The 19,521-nt window shown below is 71.4% G+C and carries 16 protein-coding genes; 6 read left to right on the forward strand and 10 right to left on the reverse strand.

The features are described from left to right. The first annotated feature begins 64 nt into the window (after nucleotides 1-64). The 3 genes from AB0C20_RS15855 to AB0C20_RS15865 are packed head-to-tail and all read left to right on the forward strand — an operon-like array spanning nucleotide 65 to nucleotide 3,268. Nucleotides 65-1,027 (forward strand): hypothetical protein, encoded by a 963-nt coding sequence (locus tag AB0C20_RS15855; RefSeq protein WP_357185587.1) that lies wholly within the window; start codon nucleotides 65-67, stop codon nucleotides 1,025-1,027. Beyond that, a complete protein-coding gene (locus AB0C20_RS15860; protein WP_357185584.1) occupies nucleotides 1,020-1,799 on the forward strand; it encodes a sulfotransferase in 780 nt (259 codons plus the stop codon). Before AB0C20_RS15855 ends, AB0C20_RS15860 begins: the two co-directional genes overlap by 8 nt. Further along, nucleotides 1,796-3,268 carry a hypothetical protein gene (locus AB0C20_RS15865; protein ID WP_357568262.1) on the forward strand — a complete coding sequence of 491 codons (1,473 nt, stop codon included), beginning with the start codon at nucleotides 1,796-1,798 and terminating at the stop codon, nucleotides 3,266-3,268. The genes AB0C20_RS15860 and AB0C20_RS15865 overlap by 4 nt, the downstream gene beginning before the upstream one ends. Here the strand turns inward: AB0C20_RS15865 and AB0C20_RS15870 are convergent. The 7 genes from AB0C20_RS15870 to AB0C20_RS15900 all read right to left on the reverse strand — a co-directional run bounded on the left by AB0C20_RS15870 (nucleotide 3,265) and on the right by AB0C20_RS15900 (nucleotide 12,670). Next, nucleotides 3,265-4,119 (reverse strand): sulfotransferase, encoded by an 855-nt coding sequence (locus tag AB0C20_RS15870; RefSeq protein ID WP_357568263.1) that lies wholly within the window; start codon nucleotides 4,117-4,119, stop codon nucleotides 3,265-3,267. The two genes, AB0C20_RS15865 and AB0C20_RS15870, sit on opposite strands and share 4 nt — an antisense overlap. Beyond that, the gene (locus AB0C20_RS15875; protein ID WP_357568264.1) at nucleotides 4,116-5,696 is read right to left on the reverse strand and encodes an oligosaccharide flippase family protein; all 1,581 of its coding nucleotides are present in this window, start codon (nucleotides 5,694-5,696) and stop codon (nucleotides 4,116-4,118) included. Before AB0C20_RS15875 ends, AB0C20_RS15870 begins: the two co-directional genes overlap by 4 nt. 31 nt (nucleotides 5,697-5,727) lie before the next feature. Then, entirely contained in the window at nucleotides 5,728-6,741 is a 1,014-nt protein-coding gene (locus AB0C20_RS15880; RefSeq protein ID WP_357185572.1) for a Wzz/FepE/Etk N-terminal domain-containing protein, read from the reverse strand. 24 nt (nucleotides 6,742-6,765) lie between these two features. After that, nucleotides 6,766-8,223 carry an O-antigen ligase family protein gene (locus AB0C20_RS15885; RefSeq protein WP_357185569.1) on the reverse strand — a complete coding sequence of 486 codons (1,458 nt, stop codon included), beginning with the start codon at nucleotides 8,221-8,223 and terminating at the stop codon, nucleotides 6,766-6,768. A gap of 180 nt (nucleotides 8,224-8,403) precedes the next feature. After that, on the reverse strand, nucleotides 8,404-9,696 hold the full coding sequence (locus AB0C20_RS15890; RefSeq protein WP_357185566.1) for a glycosyltransferase family 4 protein: 1,293 nt from the start codon (nucleotides 9,694-9,696) through the stop codon (nucleotides 8,404-8,406). Nucleotides 9,697-9,941: 245 nt separating this feature from the next. Further along, nucleotides 9,942-12,218, reverse strand: coding sequence for a catalase/peroxidase HPI (katG, locus tag AB0C20_RS15895; RefSeq protein ID WP_357185563.1), 2,277 nt, complete (start codon nucleotides 12,216-12,218; stop codon nucleotides 9,942-9,944). Then, nucleotides 12,215-12,670 (reverse strand): Fur family transcriptional regulator, encoded by a 456-nt coding sequence (locus AB0C20_RS15900; RefSeq protein ID WP_308193682.1) that lies wholly within the window; start codon nucleotides 12,668-12,670, stop codon nucleotides 12,215-12,217. Before AB0C20_RS15900 ends, katG begins: the two co-directional genes overlap by 4 nt. A 198-nt stretch (nucleotides 12,671-12,868) precedes the next feature. On the opposite strand from AB0C20_RS15900, the gene AB0C20_RS15905 reads away from it, so the two are divergent. From AB0C20_RS15905 to AB0C20_RS15915, 3 genes are all read left to right on the forward strand, one after another. Further along, entirely contained in the window at nucleotides 12,869-13,276 is a 408-nt protein-coding gene (locus AB0C20_RS15905; protein ID WP_238685009.1) for a YciI family protein, read from the forward strand. Between the two features lie 8 nt (nucleotides 13,277-13,284). Further along, the gene (locus tag AB0C20_RS15910; RefSeq protein WP_357185952.1) at nucleotides 13,285-14,430 is read left to right on the forward strand and encodes a DUF6596 domain-containing protein; all 1,146 of its coding nucleotides are present in this window, start codon (nucleotides 13,285-13,287) and stop codon (nucleotides 14,428-14,430) included. A gap of 428 nt (nucleotides 14,431-14,858) precedes the next feature. Next, nucleotides 14,859-15,884 carry a glycoside hydrolase family 11 protein gene (locus AB0C20_RS15915; protein WP_357568265.1) on the forward strand — a complete coding sequence of 342 codons (1,026 nt, stop codon included), beginning with the start codon at nucleotides 14,859-14,861 and terminating at the stop codon, nucleotides 15,882-15,884. 150 nt (nucleotides 15,885-16,034) lie between these two features. Here AB0C20_RS15915 and AB0C20_RS15920 read toward each other — a convergent pair whose 3' ends face one another. The 3 genes from AB0C20_RS15920 to AB0C20_RS15930 form a co-directional block, all read right to left on the reverse strand. Beyond that, on the reverse strand, nucleotides 16,035-17,474 hold the full coding sequence (locus tag AB0C20_RS15920; protein ID WP_357185556.1) for a protein kinase: 1,440 nt from the start codon (nucleotides 17,472-17,474) through the stop codon (nucleotides 16,035-16,037). Between the two features lie 127 nt (nucleotides 17,475-17,601). Next, nucleotides 17,602-18,495, reverse strand: coding sequence for an SGNH/GDSL hydrolase family protein (locus AB0C20_RS15925; RefSeq protein WP_357568266.1), 894 nt, complete (start codon nucleotides 18,493-18,495; stop codon nucleotides 17,602-17,604). A 226-nt stretch (nucleotides 18,496-18,721) separates the two neighbouring features. Then, nucleotides 18,722-19,336, reverse strand: coding sequence for a dihydrofolate reductase family protein (locus AB0C20_RS15930; RefSeq protein WP_357568267.1), 615 nt, complete (start codon nucleotides 19,334-19,336; stop codon nucleotides 18,722-18,724). Nucleotides 19,337-19,521: the final 185 nt, after the last annotated feature.

The raw sequence follows: 19,521 nt of genomic DNA on the forward strand, positions 1-19,521 counted from the left end.
CCTGGCTGCCGCCGGTCGCACCCGCTCAGATGTAGGGCCGGGCCGGTGTCCGACGAGGAGGACCGTGGCAGCCGACGACGAGGTCTCCGCGCTCGCGTACACCGCGCGGCGGGTCCGGCGGCATCTGCGCTGGGCGCGTACCGAGGGGATCGGACGGCTGATCGAGGAGGACCGCCTCAACCCGGTCGACCGGATCGGCACCGCCCTGGCGAAGCGACGCTGGCGGCGGCGGGCCGGCAGGACCCCCGGCTCGGCGATGCCTGTCTACCTGGTCGGGCTGCAACGCTCCGGCACGAACATGCTGGTCCGTGGCCTGGACGCCGCGCCCGAGGTCGAGGTCCGCAACGAGAACGACAGCACCGTCTTCCACCGCTTCCAACTGCGCCCCGACCCGGTGCTGACGGCCACCCTCCACCGCAGCCGACACGCGTACGTCCTGGTCAAACCGCTCTGCGAGAGCCACCGCGTGGACGAGCTGCTGGCCCTGCCGGGGCTGACACCCGGGCGGGCGCTCTGGGTCTACCGCGACGTCGACGACCGGGCCCGCTCCGAGGTCGCCAAGTTCGGTGACGCGAACCTTCGGGCCCTGCGCGCGATCGCCGACGGCAGCATCGGCCGCCGGTGGCAGGGGCAGCGCCTCGACGCCGACACCGTCGAGCTGATCCGGGCCCACGACCCGCAACGGTTGGATCCGCACAGCGGCGCGGCCCTGTTCTGGTACGTCCGCAACTCGCTGTTCTTCCAGCTCGGCCTGGGCCGGCGGGCCGACGTGCTGCTCTGCCGCTACGAAAGCCTGGTCGCGGAGCCTGCCGCGCAGCTCCGACGGCTCTGCGCCTTCCTCGACTTTCCCTACCATCCCCGGTTGCACGCGCACATCGCCCCACGCGCGTCGCACGGCGCGGCGGGCCACCGACGGCTACCGATCGACAGCGGCGTCCGGGCCCGCTGCGACGAGCTGACCGACCGGCTCGACAGCGCCGCGGCCGGCGCCCGATCCGAGACGACGAAGGCGGTCGACAGTGGCTGAGAGCCGAACCAGTACCGCGCCGATCTTCCTGGTCGGCTGCCAGCGGTCGGGCACCACGATGGTGCGCCTCGTCCTGGACTCGCACTCGCGGATCAGCTGCGGCCCGGAGACCCGGTTCCTGCCGGACCTGCGACGGATCGTCGGCCGGGACTGGGAACGACTGGCCCGCTTCGGTTTTCCGCGCGAGGACTGGCTGCGCCGGATCCGGGACTTCTTCGGCGGTGTGCACGCCGACTACGCCGCCGCGCGGGGCAAGACCCGGTGGGCCGACAAGACCCCGCTGTACGCGATGTCGCTCGACTTCGTCACCGAGGTCTTCCCGGACGCCCAGATCGTGCACCTCATCCGGGACGGACGCGACGTGGTGGTTTCGCACCGCAAACGGTTCGGCTACTGGTCCGCTGTCAAGTGCGTGGTGAAGTGGCCGCGCTACATCCGCGCCGCGCGGGCCGTCGGCGCGACCCTGCCGGCGGACCGCTACTACGAGCTGCGGTACGAGCAGGCGGTCAGCGAACCGGAGAAGACGATGCGGGGTCTCTTCGAGTTCCTCGGCGAGCCCTGGGAGGACGGCATCCTCGACTACGACAGCAAGCAGCACGACGTGGCCCAGAAGTACACCACCGAGGCGGAGCGACGACGCGCGGCGGTGGACGACACCGCCTCGATCTACGGCTCCCGGGTGGGCAGCTACCGTCGCGAACTCGACCCGTTCCTCCGCCTGCTGGTCTGGGTGTTCTCCGGTCCGACCCTGCGCGCGCTGGGCTACCGGTGACCCGCCCCGGCCGGCTGCGCGCGGTCGCCACCGCCGTCGCCGTCACGCTCCTGCTCACCGCCGGCTGCACCGCCGGCGGCGACGATCCGCCGCCGGCCGCCACCCCCTCCACGACGGCGGCACCCGAGGCCACCAGCACCGTCGGCGGGGTGAGCAACCCGTTCGGCGCGCACTGGGACTGGTCGCGGTACCAGCAGTTCGGGCCGTACCTGCGCCGGCTCGCCGGTTCCGCCACGTACGAGGAGATCTCCTGGTGCGAGATCGAACGGACCTCGGGGCAGGCCGACTGGGCCGGGCTTGACGAGATCGCCTCGCGCAGCCGGGAGCTGGGCATCACACTGCACCTGAAGATCCGCACTGGCGTGTGCTGGGCGACCGGTGGCACCGCCCGCTACACCCGGGGCGCGGCGAAGAAGACCGAGTCGGCGATGCCCACCGACCTCGGCGCGTACCAGCGGTTCGTCCGCTCGGTGGTGCAGCGCTACGGCCCGTACGGGGTGCGGGAGTACGCCATCGAGAACGAGGTGAACGCGCCGAGCTACTGGGCCGGCAGTCCCGAGGAGTACGCGCGGCTGGTCCGGGCCGCCGCCGAGACGATCCGCGCGACCGACCCGAAGGCGCTGGTGGTCGACTCCGGCATCAGCAGCGTCGCGTACGGCATGGGTGTCGCCGACCGGCTGGTGCGCGCCGGTCGGATGCCCGAGGCCATCGCCGCCTACCAGGCGTACTTCCAGCGTCGGGTCGGCACCCGGGGGCAGCAGATCCCGGCGGTGACCGGGGAGGCGCAACTGCGCCGGGCGCTCGGCACCGAGACCAACAGCCGCAGCCTGCGCTTCCTGGCGGTGACCGAGTCGCTGCTGACCGACCGCACCGTCGATGTCCGGCAGGTGCACTTCTACGAGCACTTCAGCGGGGTGGCCCCGCTGCTGGACTACCTGCGCGCCACCACACCGCCGGGTATGCCGATCCAGGCGTGGGAGGTCGGGCAGTTCTGGCGCGACGGCGATGGTGACCCGGCCAGCCGGGCGGCGGAGATGGTCAAGACGGTCACCCTGCTGGTCGCGGGCGGGATCGGTGAGGTCAGTTGGCTGCCGTTGGCGTACAACCCGAACAACGCCGCCGGCAGCGAGGTCCGCTACGGCCTGCTCGAACCGGACGGCGCCGAACGGGACGCCGGCCGGATGCTGGCCGCCCTGGCCGACGCGGCCCGGGACGCCACAGTCACCCCGCTGCCCGCCCCGGTGGCCGGCAGGCTGCACGGGGTCGCGTTCGTCCGGGGCGGGTCGAGCACGCTGGTGCTCTGGTCGGCGTCGAACGCGCCGGTGACAGTGCCGGCGACACCGGGCGGAAGGACCGGGGTGGTGGGTTCCCCGCTGGGCGCGGCCGGTGACGGCACCACAGTGACCGACGTCCCCGTCCTGCTCCGCGCCGACCAGCCGGTGGACCGGATCCTCGCCGCCGTCCGCTAACGGGCCGGCCAGGGGTCGGGCCAGTCGAGCAGGGCGCTCAGGCGGGCGTTGTGCGGCGCGAAGTACGCGTCGAGTCGCTCGCGCAGAGCAGGGGTCAGCTGCGAGACGCCGTTGTCGACGCGACGGGTGTGCCGGGTGAACGCCTCGGGAGTGAAGGCCGGCAGGCCGAGGAAGCGCAGCATGTCGCCGTACGTGCCGGCCGGGTCGGTGTGCAGGTCTTCGGTCCGGGCGACGTGGATCCGCTCTCGCGGGACCTGCGCGAACCACCGGTCCAACTGCTCGGCGTAGCAGCCCCGGGCCGCGTACGAATAGTTTCGCAACGCCCGGTGCGCGGCGGCGCTGTCCGGGCCGCCGCGTGTTGCCCGGGCCAGCCGCTCCTCCTCCGCGTCGAGCGCGTCGGCGAAGGACAGCGGCTCGATGCCGTACGAGCGGGTGTGCAGGTAGTGCGAGTAGGCCCGCTGCACCGGATCGCGCAGCAGTGCGACGAATCGGGCCTGCGGCAGTGTCGCCGCGACCCGGGCCGGCACGCTCGGGTGGAACAGGTAGTAGGGGCTCGCCTCGAACGTGCGCTCACCCGGGGCGAGGCGCGGGAAGTGCCCCCGGTACCACCGCACCCCCCGACCGTGGTGGACGCTGAAGTACTGCAACTCCTTGCCGCTGGCCACCCGGACCTGGGGATGCGCGGCGAGGTGGTGGTACAGCGACGTGGTGCCACAGCGCTGTGCGCCGATCACCAGGTAGTCGGGCAACGGACCGGGCTGTCCCGGCCGGGCCGCGCGTCCCCACGCCCGCGCCCCGCGTACCCCCCGGCGCAGCCGGTCGGTGACCTGACGCCGCACGACGCCGGTCACGAGCGGACCACGGGGCGGCCGGCGCCCACACCGGCGCCGTCGGCGGGGTCGGCGGCGGCACGTCGACCGCCTCGGCGGGTCACCGAGCGCAACACCATGACGTCCTCCCGACTGAGCCCGAGGGCGAGCACCACGGCGAGGTACGCCGCCACGATCGCGGCCAGACCCACAGCGAGCTGCGCGGTCCCGCCTCCGACCAACCACCGCACACCGAACCCGACGCCCATCGCGGCCAGCGCGGCGATCAGGCCCTTCACCATGCCCGCCGTCACCGGCACGGTGTGCACCTGCGCGCGCACCTGCCAGACCCGGGCGACGTTCACCGCCGCCAACGACACCGCCCAGGCCACCGCCGCGCCGAGAATGCCGTACGCCGGGATGAGCCACAGGTTGAGCAGGACGTTGAGCAGCAGGGCCGCGAGGTTGTCCAGCATGTTGACCGAGACCCGGCCGGACATGTTCAGCAGCGTCCCGCAGGGCCCGGTGGCGGCGTTGACGAGTTGGCCGAGCGCCAGCACCACAGTCACCGCCGCACCGCCGGCCAGGCCCGGCCCGCCGACCAGGCGCAGCAACTGCTCCGGGAAGACCAGCAACGCCACGAAGGCCGGCAACGACAGCCGGAGCACCCAACCGGTGGCGACCCGGTAGATCCGGCGGACCTCGTCCAGTCGACCCTGGTGGTAGAGGTGCGCCAGGTGCGGACCGAACGAGGCGTTCACCGGCGCCAGCACGAACACCGCGATGGTGACCAGCCGGGTCGCCACGTGGTAGACGCCGATCGCGTCGGGGCCGTAGTCGAAGAAGCCGAGCAGCAGCGCGTCCACCCAGATCAGCCCGGTGGACGACAGCGAGGAGACCCAGCTGACAGTGGAGAACCGGAACAGCTCGCCCGGCCGGTACGCGGGCCGGGCGGCGGGCACCCGGCGCACCATCCGGGCGAGCGCCACCAGGGCGAGCCCGGCCGCGCTCCAGCTCGCCGCCACCAGCGCCCAGAACGCGCCGGTCAGGCCCGCTCCGAGGGCGAGCGCCAGCGCGGTGAGCACCAGCCGGGCGGCCGGCTCGTAGACCTGGCCGATGAGCGCGTAGGCCCGTTGCGTGCGCCACCCCCGGGTGGCCGCGAGCGCGGCCTCGCAGACGGTGGTGGCAGGCAGGCAGAGCGCCGCCAACCGCAGCCCGGTGGTGAGCTGCGGGTCGTGCAGCGCGTCGGCGAGCCACGGCGCGCCGACCGCCAGAGCGAGGGCGATCACTGTGGACGCCACTGCCGAGATGCCGAGCCCGAGCCGGATCGCGCCCCGGAGGGCGGCCGGCTCGTCGTCGGCGAGGTGCACCGCCACGAAGCGGGTCAGCCCGGCCCGGAAACCGGAGAGCGAGAGCAGCCCCAGCAGCGACAGCACGGCGTAGACCTGGGCGTACCGGCCGAGTTCGCGTACACCCAGGACCCGGGCCAGCAGCAGCATGACCAGGAAGAGCGCCACCTGGCTGAGCACGGCGCCGCCCAGGTTCAGCACACCGCCGCGGGCCATGCCGCGTACCTGCTGGTCGCCGGCCTCCGGCGCGGCCGGCGACCGCCCGGTCACCTCGCGCACCCGGCGGCCCGTTCGCCGACGGTCACGGCCGTGCCGCGGTCACGGTCTCCGCCGGCGCCGAGGGGGCCGCGGTGGTCGCCGCCGGGGCCACCGGCCGGGCGGCGGCACGACCTCGGGAGAGCAGTTCGAGTACGCCCACCAGCAGCACCCCGAGCAGCAGACCCGCACCGCCCACCGGCAGGGCGGTGCGCACCAGCTCCGTCATCCGGCTCACCTCGTGCGCCTCGCCGATGCTTGTCACCTGCTTCGGATCGGCCGCCTGGGCCTGGGCCCGCGCCGCCTGCAACCCTTCCCGCGCCTGGGACAGGGCGTTGGTCGCCGCGTCCCGCTGGGCGAGCAGGGCCTGGTAGTCGGGGAGCTTCGGCCCCAGCTCGTCGAGCTTCTTCTGGGCGGCGGTGATCGCGGCGGTCGCCGCGTCGACGCCTCGGCCGTTGCCGACCGCCTGCATGGAGAGCTGCTGTTGGCGCAGGCTGGTCAGCTCGCCCAGCGTGGCCTGGTAGATCCGGTCCGGCTGGGAGACCTTGTTCGCCTTCTCCCACTCGCCGATCGCCTTGGTCGCCGCCGTGACGTCGGCGTTGGCCGCCTCGACCTCACCGGTGGCGATGCCGACCTGGGAGGAGAAGAGGAAGGCCAGCGCCCGGGTGGTGGTAGCGGTCAGCACCGGCGCGACGGTCGCCCGGTCACCAGCGGTGTACGTCACCTCCAACTGGCTGCTCGCGCCGACCTGGGTGATGGCGAGCCCGTCGCGCAACCGCTCCGGCGGCACCCCGGTGTCAGCGGCCACGTCGGCGAGAACGCGGGGCGAGGTGACCGCCGCGCCGAACGCCGCGACGAACTGGTTCGCCGCCTGAGTACCGGTGTACTGCGTCCCGGCCGCGCCGCCCACCAGCGCCGGCGCCGCCACGTACGCGGTCCCGCTGAACTGCTGTGGCGCGAGCAGGACGATGGCGGCCGCGGCGCCGGTGGCGAGCACCGGCACACCCACGAGTACCCAGAGGCGCCGCCGGGCGACCCGCAGGTAGTCGACGATCTCCACTTTTTCCCCAATGCTGTCGTTCAGTCAAACCGGGACGGACGTGCCTCGTGGCTGCTCGCCGGTCAGGTTCGGAGCCGGTTGGCGGGCGATCACGCTGGCCGCCGCGGCGAACGCGACGAAGTACCAGAGGGTGACCACGTTGGAAATGACGTTGGAGGCGGCGCTGACCGCCACGAACGCGGCGGCGCAGCCGGTGAACCCGACCGCGACGCCGCGCTCGAAGCTGCCCGGAGGCGCGCGCCGCAGCGCGGTCCGGGCGGTGTGCAGGAAGGCGAACAGCATCAGCAGGTACGCCCCGAGACCGAGCAGCCCGGTCTCCACGTACGCCCGCAGGAAGTCGTTGTGCGGCTTCTTCGCCTCGTCGGTCTCACGCTGGGTCATGTTGGGTCCGATGCCGGTCACCGGGTTCCGGTCGGCGAGCGTGACGATCTCGGTCCAGTAGCCGATCCGCCAGGCCAGGGTGTTTCCGGTCGGGTCTCCGCCCACCGCGCGGGACGTACCGAGTTGGGCGAAGCGTTCGCCGACGGCGGGCACCAGTGCCACCCCGGCAACCGCCACCACGCAGAGGGTGACCAGCATCCGCTTGCTGCGATGCAGCGCCGCGACCACCACCAGGCCGATCGCCGCGCCGAGCAGGGCGCTGCGGGTGTTGGTGAGCAGCAGGAACAGCAGTGAGAGGGCGAGCAGCACCGCGAGGGACACCCGCAGTCGACGATCCAGGAAGCGGTACACCGCGAACCCGAAGATCACCATGAACATCAGGTAGCGGCCGAACGTGGTCGACTGGCTGAACGTGCCGCTGATCCGGGTGAAGTCACCCTTCACCTCGGCCGGCGGGTTGCCGAGCAGCGACAGCACGACGGTGTAGCCCAGCGCCAGCACCAGGGAGGCGTAGCAGGCGAGCAGGACCCGGCGGATCGCCGCGGTGTCCGGCATGAGCTGTTCCAGCACCACGAACATCACCACCACGGTGAGGATCCGCAGCGCCTCCAACAGGCTGTTCGCCGGCCGGCTGGCACCGAGGGCGCTGACCACGCTGCTGGCGCCGACGAGCAGCATGGCCCAGCTGAGCGGGGATCCGCGTAGCCTCCCGTGGCGGCTGAGCTGTGCGGCCAGCCAGAGCCCGGCGGCGAGGAGGAACAGCACCGCGAGCAGCGTGGAGGGGTCCACCGCCCGGGCCGTTCCGGCGGAGTCGGCCTGGCCTGCGCTCGGGCCGGTCAGCTTGAACAGGTCGACGCAGGAGCGCACCGCGAGCATCAGCAGCACGTACCCGGCGAACCGGGTCAGCGCGAGGACGGCCACAGCGATCCCCGCTACCGCGGCGAGTGGTAGCACCATGCCCCTGCGGTCACCGGCCGCCATCGAGACGCCCGCGACCACCGCCACGACCGCGGCGGCCAGCGCCGCGCCGCCGGTGAGCAGGCGGGTCGGGTCGAACCGCTTGGTCATGAGCGGAGTGACCTGCTGCGTGTGTTGTTCCACTGATCCCACTGAACTGAATCGGCGCTGCCCGGCCGCTGCCGGGCGCGGCCAACCGATGTCCTCCCGGCACAAGATCGGTTCAATCTAGTCCTGTCACCTCGACGGCAGAAGGGGCCGTTGCACCGACTGCCCCGTCCCCCGGGGGGCTGATCCGACACCCCACCGGCTGACGCCGTCCGGTCAGTCGGCGACCCCCGTGGGTCGTGCCCTGGCCCGGCGGCCCGGCTCCGGGGCCAGCCGGAGATAGAGCTGCTCCAACTCGCGGGCGGCGGTGTCCCAGCTGTATTTGCTGGTGATCCGCTCGCCCAGCGCCAGCGCACCGGCCCGTTCACCCGGCAGGTCGGCGAGCAGCGACGTCAACACCCGGACCAGGTCGTCCTCGTCGCCGTCACGGAACAACCGCCCGCCGGCGGTGTCGGACGTGAGCACCTCGACGTGCGGCGCGATGTCACTGGCGACCACCGGCAACCCGTACGCGGCCGCCTCCAGCAACGTCAATGGCAGTCCCTCCAACCGGGACGGTTGCACGAAGCCGGCGGCACCGGCGTACAGCTCGGCGAGCAGGTCGCCGTAGGCGAACCCGGTGAAGACGATCCGGTCGTCCGTCCCGGCTTCCCGGCGCAGCCGGTCCACGAAGTCGTCGGTGAACGACGACCCGCCGACGATCGCCAGGCGCATCGGGGTCTCGGTCCGGCGGAAGGCCCGGATCAGCAGGTCGGCCGCCTTCTCCGGCACCAGCCGACCAACCAGCAGCAGGTAGCCGCCGGAGGTCAGCCCGAACCGGTCCTGGATCTGACGGGTCCGCGCCGGTCGGGCCGGGTTCACGCCGTTCGGGATGTAGGCCGTCGGGCGGCCGAACCGGACGCCGTAGTGGGCGGCGAGCCCCTGGGAAACCGCCACCCGCTGGTGCGGGACGTACCCGCTGAACCAGTGGGCGCTGCCCAACACCGCCCGCGCGGCGAGCCCCCACTTGCTCCGCTGGTTGTCCAGCCCGTGCACTGTCAGCACCACGCGCGCCCGGGACAGGGCACGCGGAAGTGGGGCGACCAGGGCCGGCCCGAGCCCGTGGTAGTGCACGATGTCGGGCCGCGCGGCCACCGCCGCCATGGTCGAGGTCGCCGCGTGCACGATGGCGTCGAGGTGTTTACTCGAGATCGTGTGGGTCTGGCGCAGCCGTACGCCCCGGTAGCCGTCGGCGGGTGTCTCGCCGTAGCTCCGGCGGCAGTAGACGGTGACCTCGTGGCCGTAGCTGGCGAGCCGGCTGGCCATCTCCTCCACGTGCCGTTCGATCCCGCCGTAGGTCGCCGGTATCCCCTTCTGGCCGATCATCGCGATCCGCAGCGGCCGCCAGACGGTGTCGGTGTCGGCGACGCCCGCTCGGGACCGCCGGGCGGGGACCACCCGCTGCCGGGGTATCGCAGGGCTTTCGGCGTGCTGGTCCACGTCCTCGGCCTGCAGGTCGGGATGGGCCACGTTGACTCCCTGCGTGACTAGGTCCGCGCCCGCCGCCCGGGCAGGGTCAACACCTTGCCATGGATGGGCCCGTCCGCCAGCTGATCAATGAGACAGGAAAATCATCCATGGGATTCGTCGCGAAGGGAATGGCACCGGGGTGACATCGAGGTGGACGGCGCCGGTGCCGCGTCGAACGGCACGCAAAGGGCGACGAGCCCCGGTCGATCACGTGCGGATCGGCCGGGGCTCGTCGGTGGTACCTGTCAGGCGAGATCGAACCGGTCGAGCTCCATGACCTTGGTCCAGGCGGCCACGAAGTCGGCAACGAACTTGTCGCGGGCGTCCTGGCTGGCGTAGACCTCGGCGAGGGCGCGCAGCTGCGAGTTGGACCCGAAGATGAGGTCGACCGCGCTGGCGGTCCACTTCACCTCATCGGTGGCCAGGTCGCGGATCTCGTACACGTGCTCGTCGGACTTCGACGCGCTCCACCGGGTGCCCGGGGAGAGCAGGTTGGCGAAGAAGTCGTTGGTGAGCACGCCCGGCCGGTCGGTGAGCACACCGTGCTGACTGCCGCCGACGTTGGCGCCGAGGGAGCGCAGGCCGCCGATGAGGACGGTCATCTCGGGCGCGGTCAGGTTGAGCATGTAGGCACGGTCGATGAGCAGCACCTCCGGCTGGGTCTTCTCGCCGGCGCGCAGGTAGTTGCGGAAACCGTCGGCGCGCGGCTCCATCACCCGGAAGGAATCGGTGTCGGTCTGCTCCTGGGTCGCGTCGGTGCGGCCCGGCCGGAACGGAACAGTCACCTCGACGCCGGCGTCCCGCGCCGCCTTCTCCACCGCGGCCGAACCGGCCAGCACGATCAGGTCGGCCAGCGAGATGCTCGCCCCGCCGGCGGAGTTGAACTCCTGCTGGATGCCCTCAAGGGTGGTGAGGACGGTGGCCAGCTGCTCGGGCTGGTTGACCTCCCAGCTGCGCTGCGGCTCGAGGCGAATGCGCGCGCCGTTGGCGCCGCCCCGCTTGTCGGTGTGCCGGAAGCTCGCGGCAGAGGCCCAGGCGGTGGAGACCAGCTGGTCGATCGTGAGACCGGACTCCAGGACCTTCGCCTTGAGCGCGGCGACGTCGGCGTCGCCCACCAGCTCGTGGTCGACGGCCGGCACCGGGTCCTGCCAGAGCTGCGGCTCGGCCACCCACGGCCCGAGGAAGCGCTCGATCGGGCCCATGTCGCGGTGCAACAGCTTGTACCACGCCTTGGCGAAGGCCAGCGCGAACTGGTCGGGGTTCTCCAGGAAGCGGCGGGAGATCTTCTCGTACGCCGGGTCGACGCGCAGCGACAGGTCGGTCGTGAGCATCGTCGGCCGGTGCTTCTTCGCCGCGTCGAAAGCGTCCGGGATGATCGCTTCGGCGTCCTTGGCGACCCACTGCTTCGCACCGCCAGGGCTGGTGGTGAGCTCCCACTCGTAGCCGAAGAGGATCTCGAAGAAGCGGTTGCTCCACTGCGTCGGCACGTCGGTCCACGTCACCTCGAGACCACTGGTGATCGTGTCGGCGCCCTTGCCGCTGCCGTGGGTGCTCAGCCAACCCAGGCCCTGCGCCTCCAGCGCAGCGCCCTCGGGCTCCGGGCCCACGTGGTTGTCGGCGACGCCGGCACCGTGGGTCTTGCCGAAGGTGTGACCACCGGCGATGAGGGCGACGGTCTCCTCGTCGTTCATCGCCATCCGGCCGAAGGTCTCGCGGATGAAGTGCGCCGCCGCGGCCGGGTCCGCGTTACCGCGCGGGCCCTCCGGGTTGACGTAGATGAGCCCCATCTCGGTCGAGCCGACGCCGGCCGCCATCTCCTTCTCGGAGGCGTAGCGCTCGTCGCCCAGCCAGGTGTCCTCCGGACCCCAGAAGATCTCCTCGGGCTCCCAGACGTCCTCGCGACCGAAGCCGAAGCCGAAGGTCTTGAAGCCCATCGACTCCAGGGCGACGTTGCCGGCGAGCACGAGCAGGTCGGCCCAGGAGATCTGCTGGCCGTACTTCTGCTTGACCGGCCAGAGCAGCCGGCGGGCCTTGTCCAGGTTGGCGTTGTCCGGCCAGCTGTTGAGCGGGGCGAACCGCTGCCCACCGTCGCCGGCGCCGCCGCGGCCGTCCTCGATGCGGTACGTGCCGGCGGCGTGCCAGCTCATCCGGATCATCAGGCCGCCGTAGTGGCCGAAGTCGGCCGGCCACCAGTCCTGCGAGGTGGTGAGGACCTCGACGATGTCGCGCTTGAGGGCCTCGACGTCGAGCTTCGCGAACTCCTTGGCGTAGCTGAAGTTCTCGCCCAGCGGGTTGCCCTTGGACGAGTGGGCGTGCAGCACCGACAGGTCGAGCTGGTTGGGCCACCAGTCCCGGTTGGTGCGCGGGCGACCACCGGTCTTCGGGGTCGGCGAGTCGATCGCCGGGTTCTCGCTCTCGCTGCCGTGCGCGGTCACCGAGTCGTGCGCGACCGGGCAGCCGGCCGCTGCCTTCTGGTCCACGCCCTGCGCACTGACGGGGCCGTTGTCCTGGGTGTCGCTCATGTACTTCCTTCCGAGCTTGCGGATCTCTGGGGCGTGCGGTCGGTCGCGCAGTCGGGGCAGGTGCCCCAGTAGACGACCTCCGCCTCGTCGACCGTGAAACCGTGGTCGCCCGAGGCGGTGAGACAGGGGGCGTGACCGACGGCGCAGTCGACGTCGGCGATGGCGCCGCAGGAGCGGCACACGACATGGTGGTGGTTGTCCGCGATCCGGGACTCGTAGCGGGCCGTCGCCCCGGCCGGCTGGATGCGCCGCACCAGGCCGGCGTCGGTGAGCACGCGCAGCACGTCGTACACCGCCTGGTGGGAGACAGTGGGCTGCTCCGCGCGGACCAGCGCGATCACCGCGTCGGTGCCGACGTGCGGGTGGTCGCGCAGCGCCGCGAGCACCGCCAACCGGGGCCGGGTCACGCGCAACGAGACGGCCCGCAGCTGCGCCTCGAAGTCGGACATCACGGGTACGAACACTAGCTCACTATTTTGGAACGAATCAAGTTTTGCGGCCCCCGAGGTACCCCAACGGCGGACGATTCACCCGAGATTAACCTGCGGAAGGAAAAAAACCGGACAGCGATGTCGAGAAGCGCCTACCGGCTTCGTCCCCGCAGTGAACGCGACCACAATGGGTCGCAGCCAGCACCGAGGAGCACCACGATGGCGAAGTACCTGCTGCTCAAGCACTACCGGGGCACCCCGGCCACGGTGAACGACGTGCCGATGGACCAGTGGACGCCGGCGGAGATCTCGGACCACGTGCAGTACATGCGCGACTTCGCGGCCCGACTCGAGGGCACCGGGGAGTTCGTCGACGCCCAGGCCCTCGCCCCGGAGGGGACGTTCGTCCGGTACGACGGCGAGGGCCGCCCGCCGGTCACCGACGGCCCGTTCGCCGAGACCAAGGATCTCATCGCCGGCTGGATGGTGATCGACGTCGACAGTCACGACCGGGCCGTCGAGCTGGCCGGGGAGCTGTCGGCAGCTCCCGGGGCGGGCGGGAAGCCGATCCACGAGTGGCTGGAGCTGCGCCCGTTCCTGAGCGAGCCCCCCACCATCACTGAGTGACGGCTCCGATGGACGAGACGCTGCTGCGCAGCCTCACGCCGAGCGTCCTCGGGATCCTCGTCCGCCGCGGAATCGACTTCGCGGCGGCCGAGGACGCCGTGCAGGACGCTTTGGTCGAGGCGGTCCGGGTCTGGCCGGCCGACCCGCCGCGCGACCCGTTGGGCTGGCTGACCACTGTGGCGTGGCGACGGTTCCTCGACGCGGCCCGAGCCGACACCGCTCGCCGTCGGCGGGAGGATCTCGTCGACGAGGAGCCGGCGCCAGGGCCCGCCCCCATCGTTGACGACACGCTCCAGCTCTACTTCCTGTGCGCCCACCCGTCGCTGACGCCGTCGTCCGCTGTCGCGCTCACGCTGCGCGCCGTCGGCGGGCTGACCACCCGGCAGATCGCCCACGCCTACCTGGTGCCCGAGGCGACCATGGCGCAGCGCATCAGCCGGGCCAAGCGCACCGTGTCCGGGCTGCGGCTCGACCGACCCGGTGACGTCGCCACCGTGCTGCGCGTCCTCTACCTGGTGTTCAACGAGGGCTACTCCGGTGACGTGGACCTCGCCGCCGAGGCCATCCGGCTCACCCGGCAGCTCTCGGCCGCGATCGACCACCCAGAGGTGGCGGGACTGCTCGCCCTCATGCTGTTGCACCACGCCCGGCGCGCCGCCCGGACCGCGCCCGACGGCAGCCTGGTCCCGCTCGCCGAGCAGGACCGCAGACGCTGGGACACCCGGTCGATCGCCGAGGGTGTCGAGATCCTGCAGGTGGCCCTGGCCCGCGACCAACTGGGCGAGTTCCAGGCCCAGGCCGCCATCGCCGCGCTGCACGCGGACGCGCCGACCGCCGCCGAGACCGACTGGGTGCAGATCGTGGAGTGGTACGACGAACTCGCGCTCCTGACCGGGAACCCGGTCGTCCGACTCAACCGCGCGGTGGCGGTCGGTGAGGCCGACGGCCCCCGGGCCGGGCTGAAGGCACTCGCGGCGGTGGACGACGCACTGCCCCGGTACACGGCGGTGGCGGCGTACCTGCACGAGCGCGACGGCGATCTGACAACGGCGGCACGGCTGTACGCCGAGGCCGCCCAGCAGGCCCCCAACCTCGCCGAACGCGACCACCTGACCCGCCAGGCCGCTCGGCTCAACGCCCTGCCGCGTCGCTGACCCTCGCGCAACGGGAGCGCCTGCCGTGCCGCTGGCCACGGCCGGGGACCTGGTCCGGAAAGTCTCCGGAACTTTCGGCAGACCCCACCCCGGCCGACGTTCGGCTGTTCCGACGACGCGGTGACCGACCTGGACTCTGATCGACTACTGACCTGGATGGATACCGCTCCGGCGACGACAGCGGTGTTGCCACCCTGTTTCCGAAAATTGTTGACAAGTGGACGGCTGGGTTAATACGGTCGCCATCGACGGCGCTCGATTGTCGTCAGCACCAGCCACCACGACCCACTCCTCCGGTCGCCGTGCAGGACGACCGGCCCACCACCACCGAGCGGTACGACGCCGTGGCCGTTACCCGACCACCGGCAGCCTGCCGAGGCGTACCGCGCCGCTGGCCCCCGCCAGCCGTCAGAGGAGGCAACAGTTCCATGACCGACACCAGCCACACCAAACCGAGAGGCCGCGGCCGCATGCGGCTGCTCCTGGGCGCCGCATGCGCCGCCGTCATGGCCGTCGCCGGCACGATGACGGCCACCAACGCGTACGCCGAGGCCGACCGGACCCTCACGTCGAACCTCACCGGCACGCACAACGGGTACTACTTCTCGTTCTGGAAGGACAGCGGCAACGCCAGCATGACGCTGCGCGCCGACGGCCGGTACACCAGCAGCTGGGACAGGAGCACCAACAACTGGGTCGGCGGCAAGGGTTGGGCCACCGGCAACCGACGGACGGTCACCTACTCGGGCAGCTACAACCCGGGCAACAACAACACCTACCTCGCCCTGTACGGATGGACGCGTAGCCCGCTCATCGAGTACTACGTGGTGGAGAACTTCGGCACCTACAACCCGAGCAGCGGCGCGCAGCGGATGGGCACCGTCACCACCGACGGCGGCACCTACGACATCCTCCGCAGCCAGCGGGTCAACGCCCCGTCGATCGACGGCAACCAGACGTTCTACCAGTTCTGGAGCGTCCGCCAGCAGAAGCGCTCCAGTGGCACCATCACCACCGCCAACCACTTCGACGCCTGGGCCCGGGCCGGCCTGAACCTCGGCACCAACCACAGCTACCAGGTCATGGCCACCGAGGGTTACCAGAGCAGCGGAAGCTCCGACATCACGGTCCGGGAGGGCAGCGGCGGCGGCAACCCGACCACCCCGCCCCCCACCGGCAACCCGGGGACCGGCAACTGCAACGCGACGATCTCCGCCGGCCAGCAGTGGGGTGACCGGTTCAACCTCAATGTCGCGGTCAGCGGCACCAACAACTGGGTCGTCAGCCTCGGCCTCGGCGGCGGCCAGAGCGTTCAGAACAGCTGGAACGCCGCCGTCAACGGCAACAGTGGCACCGTCACCGCGACGCCGAACGGCAACGGCAACAACTTCGGCCTAACGATCATGGCCAACGGCAACTGGAACTGGCCGACGATCAGCTGTCGCACCAGTTGACCCCGATAGGTTCCTGACACATCGCATCACTGGCGTGGCGGCCTCGGTCGCCACGCCAGACTGCGTTGCGCAGGCAACCCCCGTCCGCCTCGGTGTCCATGACGGCCCCGGGGTTGCCGGTGCGGCACCTCCGGTTGTTGCCGCCGTCCGCTACACCTGCGGCGCCGCGGTCTCTCCTCCGGCAGTCGATTCCTCCGCCGACGGTTGCGAGGTCGGGTCCGACGCTGGGTTCTCCGTCGTCCCCGAAGTCGGCGGCGCTGTCGTTCCGCCCGTCGGGGCTGGCGTGGGGGCTTTCGTCGGCTCCGCAGGAGCGCTCTCGGAAGCGGTGGGACCCGGCGCGTCAGTAGTGCTCCCACCGGACGGAGTCGACGGATCCACCGTTTGCTCGCCCCGGGTGGGCGTCGGAGTCGGAGAGCCTGGCGCCCGGACCGGCAGGCCGGCAGAACTGCGGGTGGCCGGTTCACCGCCGCCGAGGCCGGGGCCCGGTTCCCGCTCGGGCGGCACCGTTGGCGACACCGCGGGCGGCACCGCGGGAGGCGTCGACGGGCGCCCGGTCGGACCGGGCATGATCCCGATGGGATCGGCGAGCACCAGGACGGCAGCCGCGGCGGCCAGCGATCCGAGAAGCACCGCGAGCGCTCTGGGCCCGGGAGTGACGGCCCGGCCCACCGTGCCGCCGAGGGCCGACCGCCGGGCAGCCGTGACCTCGGTCCGCACCCCGACCTCGGTCGCTCCGGTCGCGGTGGCCGGCAGGTGGTCAGACGGGTCCGCGAGCGTCTGCGCCGCAGTGGCCATGTCCGCTGCCGTCGGAAAGCGGTGGGCGGGATCCTTGGCCATCGCGGTGGCGACCACACGCCGGACCTCAGCCGGAACGTCCTCGGGCAGCGGCGACGGTTCCTCTTCGAGATGCCGCAGCGCCACCGCGACGGCATTCTCGCCCTCGTGCGGCGGCCGACCGGCAAGGCAGTGGTAGACGACAGCCCCCAGCGCGTAGATGTCGATCGCCGGTGTGATCTCGTTCTTCGCGACCTGCTCAGGTGCCATGTACAAAGCGGTGCCGACGATCTGGTTCGCTCCGGTCAGGCTCGCCGCTTCCTGGGTCACCGCAACCCCGAAATCGACGAGTACGACGTGCCCGTCCGGCTCGATGATCAGATTGCTGGGTTTGACGTCACGATGCACGACACCGGCGTCATGCGCGGCCTGCAAGGCACTGGCGGTCTGCGCGGCGATCGACATCGTCTCGGCCACGTCCAGTCGGCCGACCTCGGTGATCCGCTCCGACAGGGGCTGCCCCTGCACGCATTCCATCACGATGTAGGCGAGGGCCAGCGCTCCGGATCGGGACACCTCACCGTAGTCGTAGACCTGGGCGACACCAGGGTGACGCAGGGCCGCCATCGCCCGCGCCTCGCGCCGGAACCGCTCACTGAAGCCGCCGTCGGCAACCAACCGTGGTTGCAGCATCTTGACCGCCACGCAGCGGTCGAGGGTCTCGTCGACCGCCCGCCACACGTCACCCATTCCGCCACTGGCGATGCTTTCGACCAGGCGGTAACGGTCTCCGACGACTTGCCCCACATTCGGCATAGCTTTCGGTACCCCGGACTCCCCGATCTCAAGCACAACGAGGCTGGTACCGCGCCGCGTCGGCGCACCGCAGGAGAAGCCCGCCCCGCCGCTGCCGGCGGGGCGGGCTCGGCCGCCTACGGCCCGGTCAGCTGTTCAACCTGGCGATCAGGGCGGTGGCCATGCCCTGCTCACCTCGGGCGTTGGGGTGGAACGGCGCGGCCGAGTTCTGCGGCACCAGACCCTCGATCCACCGGGTGCCGCTGCCCTTGCACGCGTCACGGCCGATCGACGGGGTGTAGACATCGGCGTAGGTGGCGCCGTTGGCGCTCGCGACGCTGGCCAGCATCGCGTTGAGCGACTTCTCGACGCCACGCAGGTACGGCACGTCCTGGTAGGCGATCGGAACGACCGGCCAGCAGCCGTAGCCGCTGTCCGGCAGGATCGCCGGATAGCCGAGCACCACGACCCGCGCCCCCGGTGCGGCCTGCCGGACCGCCTGGAGCACGGCGGTGATCTTCGGTGTGGCGGCGACGATCCGCGCCTGCAACTGGTCGACCCCTCCGGCGGTGTACCGGTTCTTGCACGGAGATCCGAGCGGGCTACTGACGCTCGCCTCCGCGCAGTCGCCGATGATGCCGGAGAAGCCGATGTCGTTGCCGCCGATCTGCACCGTCACCAGCGACGTGTTCGACGTGACAGCGTTGAGCTGCGGCGGCAACGTGATGCCCAGTTGGCCGCTACCGCCGTAGAGGATGTCGTCAGTGGTGGCGCCGGAGCAGCTCACGTCGGCGAAGGACGACGAGCCGGCGGACGCCGCCACCAGCGACGGATAGTTGCGGTTGGACCGCAGGCAGTTGAGGTCGACCTGGGTGGGGATCAGCGGACCTGCGGTGTACGAGTCGCCCAGCGCGACGTAACGGCCGGTGGGCACGGCGGCGCTGGCGGGGGTGGCGACGGTGAGCAGCACGCCGGCGGTGGCGAGGGCGAGTGCGGCCAACCGGGTGGCTGCCCGCAGGCGGGGCAGGCGGGGACGGGTCATGGCGCCTCCCAGGAGGGGGATCAGGGTGGTGGTGCCCGAGATCCTTTCGCCGCCGACGCCAACCGTCAATATCGATAGCCCTCACTAAACGCCGGCCCGAAGTGTGGGATGAATCGGTGGTGGTCAATCCAGCCGCGCGTACCGCTGGGCGCCGGTGACCCGGATCCGCCGGGACTGCCTGCGTTCCACTCCACCCGCATGCCGTGCTTACGCCCCCGAACCCAACCTAGTTTCCGGCCGGCACCTGGTCGGTGATCTCGTCGTAGCCGACCGGCGCCGGCGCAGTGCCCGGCGCGTAGATCACGCGAAGGACACCCGTCGGGAACGCCTCCGAAGCCACAAGTCGCAGGTGGTACGCCGCATCGCCCTCGTCGAACAGCTTGCGGCCATGACGCGCGGCGACCGGGTGCACCAGCAGGCGCAGCTCGTCGACCAGACCCGCGGCGAGCAGTTGCTGCACCACGGAGATCGACCCGGGGATGAGGATCCCCCGGACACCGGCATCGGCCTTGAGCGCGGTGACGGCGTCGAGGAGGTTCCCGTCGATCAACTCCGAGTTGCGCCAGGAAAACTCCAACGGCTGACGCGAGACGACGACCTTACGCATGTCGCCGAGCTGCTTGGCGAACGGCGCGTCCTCGCCACCGGCGGCCTCCCGGCCGGGCCAGGCCCCGGCGAAGCTGTCGTACGTCTCCCGGCCGATGAGCAGCACATCGGCGGCGTCATAGTCCTCGGTGACGGCGCGGCCCATGTTCTCGTCGAAGTACGGGAAGTGCCAGTCCGGGTCGATCTCGGCCACACCGTCGGCCGAGATGAACAGCGTGGAGATGACTTTTGCCATCGCGGAGGCCCCTTCGAGTTGGGTGATGTCGGTGGATCGACCGGCGCATCATCCCAAACTCGACCGCCACAGACCCGTCCCGCCGCTGTATGTCGTACCCGTCTTTTGTCGGCTGGGCTCTCCGTGTCGGGCCAGCCCAGGTCGTCCCAGTAGTCGACGTGGAACCCGAGGGCGAAGACGTTCTG

Source organism: Micromonospora sp. NPDC048843, assembly GCF_040649965.1.
In the GTDB taxonomy this organism is placed as follows: domain Bacteria; phylum Actinomycetota; class Actinomycetes; order Mycobacteriales; family Micromonosporaceae; genus Micromonospora; species Micromonospora hortensis.